This is a genomic window from Companilactobacillus halodurans, from assembly GCF_009600985.1.
Taxonomy (GTDB): domain Bacteria; phylum Bacillota; class Bacilli; order Lactobacillales; family Lactobacillaceae; genus Companilactobacillus; species Companilactobacillus halodurans.
In genome coordinates this window covers 1-1,303 of the sequence record NZ_VDFP01000162.1, presented here as the reverse complement: position 1 = coordinate 1,303, position 1,303 = coordinate 1, and the positions used below count along the sequence as shown (strand labels likewise).

General features: G+C 28.3%; 1 protein-coding gene. It reads right to left on the bottom strand.

Annotation, left to right across the window (positions count from 1 at the left end):
- A partial coding sequence (locus FHL06_RS13285) for a polysaccharide pyruvyl transferase family protein (protein WP_153387097.1) occupies window positions 1-1,229 on the bottom strand: 1,229 nt, incomplete at its 3' end.
- Between the last annotated feature and the right edge of the window lie 74 nt (window positions 1,230-1,303).

Genomic DNA, 1,303 nt, shown 5'->3' with positions numbered 1-1,303 from the left:
GCTTCTAATTTTGTATAATTTATTAATCTATTAGATATTTCAATTGGTTCTAACGCATTAATTGGTGTTAACATCTCTGGTAAGTCAATCGCATCTATTTTTTTATCTAATGGAGGATATTTATAATAATCATAATTATAAATATGATCTAAACCGTTCTTCTCTAGAAAATAAATAAAATGATCAAAATTTTGTGCTTGAACTTTTTCTGGAGAGTGAAAATCAAGCTGATTAATAACTTCTTCTAATTTTACGTCCTCTTTTAGTTTCTCTTCAGATAAATGCGTTAAGTTATGATACTCTGCTAATTCTTTCATCCTAGCATCTTTCGTTAATAATAAACTTGGAGTACCTGCAATTGTTGCTGTGATATTACCATGCAAACGTGCTCCAACAGCTAAATCCATTTGTTCCATAAAATTTATCCATGATTTTGCATTTAAAGGAAATCTAACTCTATTTTCTTTATAATATCTATCTTCAATAGAATTAGGATAAAAAGCAGTATTTTCACCCAGTTTTTCGTTACCAACGTAAGTCATTTGAAATTCTTTCATCCATTGAGGTATAAAATAATAATCTGGGTAATCATTTGAAACATTTGTAATAAATTTCAAAACATGTTCTGGAGAAAGTTTTGATGAGTTTAAAGCTATAGTTGAATTATTAGTTAAATTTAAATCTTTTATCTTCAAGTCTCTGCCAAATGTATACATAGAAGGACAACCTATAACAGTATGATCTACACCTTCTACAAAACCTAAATAGCTTAAGTAATCTGCCGTTATTTGTCCACGTACGCCTATCATATTAGAGCGTTTTAATACTGCTTTCACAAATTCTGTAACTTCTTTATCAAATGAAAATCCATCTTTAATACGTTTATTGATAGGAGCTTTGACTCCTACACCTATTATAATAACTGGGATTGTTAACTTTTCGAATAATTTCGTATATTTTTTTAAATTTTCAACGAACGTTTCCCTAAAAGCATCAGCTAATGGAATAATATATGCATCATAATATTTATTAATCATATCTGCATCTTTTTCATCAATACGGTATTTATCTGGGACTATTTCTACATCTTCTGTCATCAAATTTCTATAAATACTATATGCATATATTAAGTTCCCAATATTCCCTCCAATTAGATTTTGCAAAATCATTTCCTCTGCTTTTTTTATTTCGGTGGGAGCAATCCCAGACCTAATCAAATATCTTTTCATGATTAATTCCTCCTTAAAAATTTTTAATTCATACTTACAATATTCTACCATAAAAATAAAATGCCTCTTGTTTT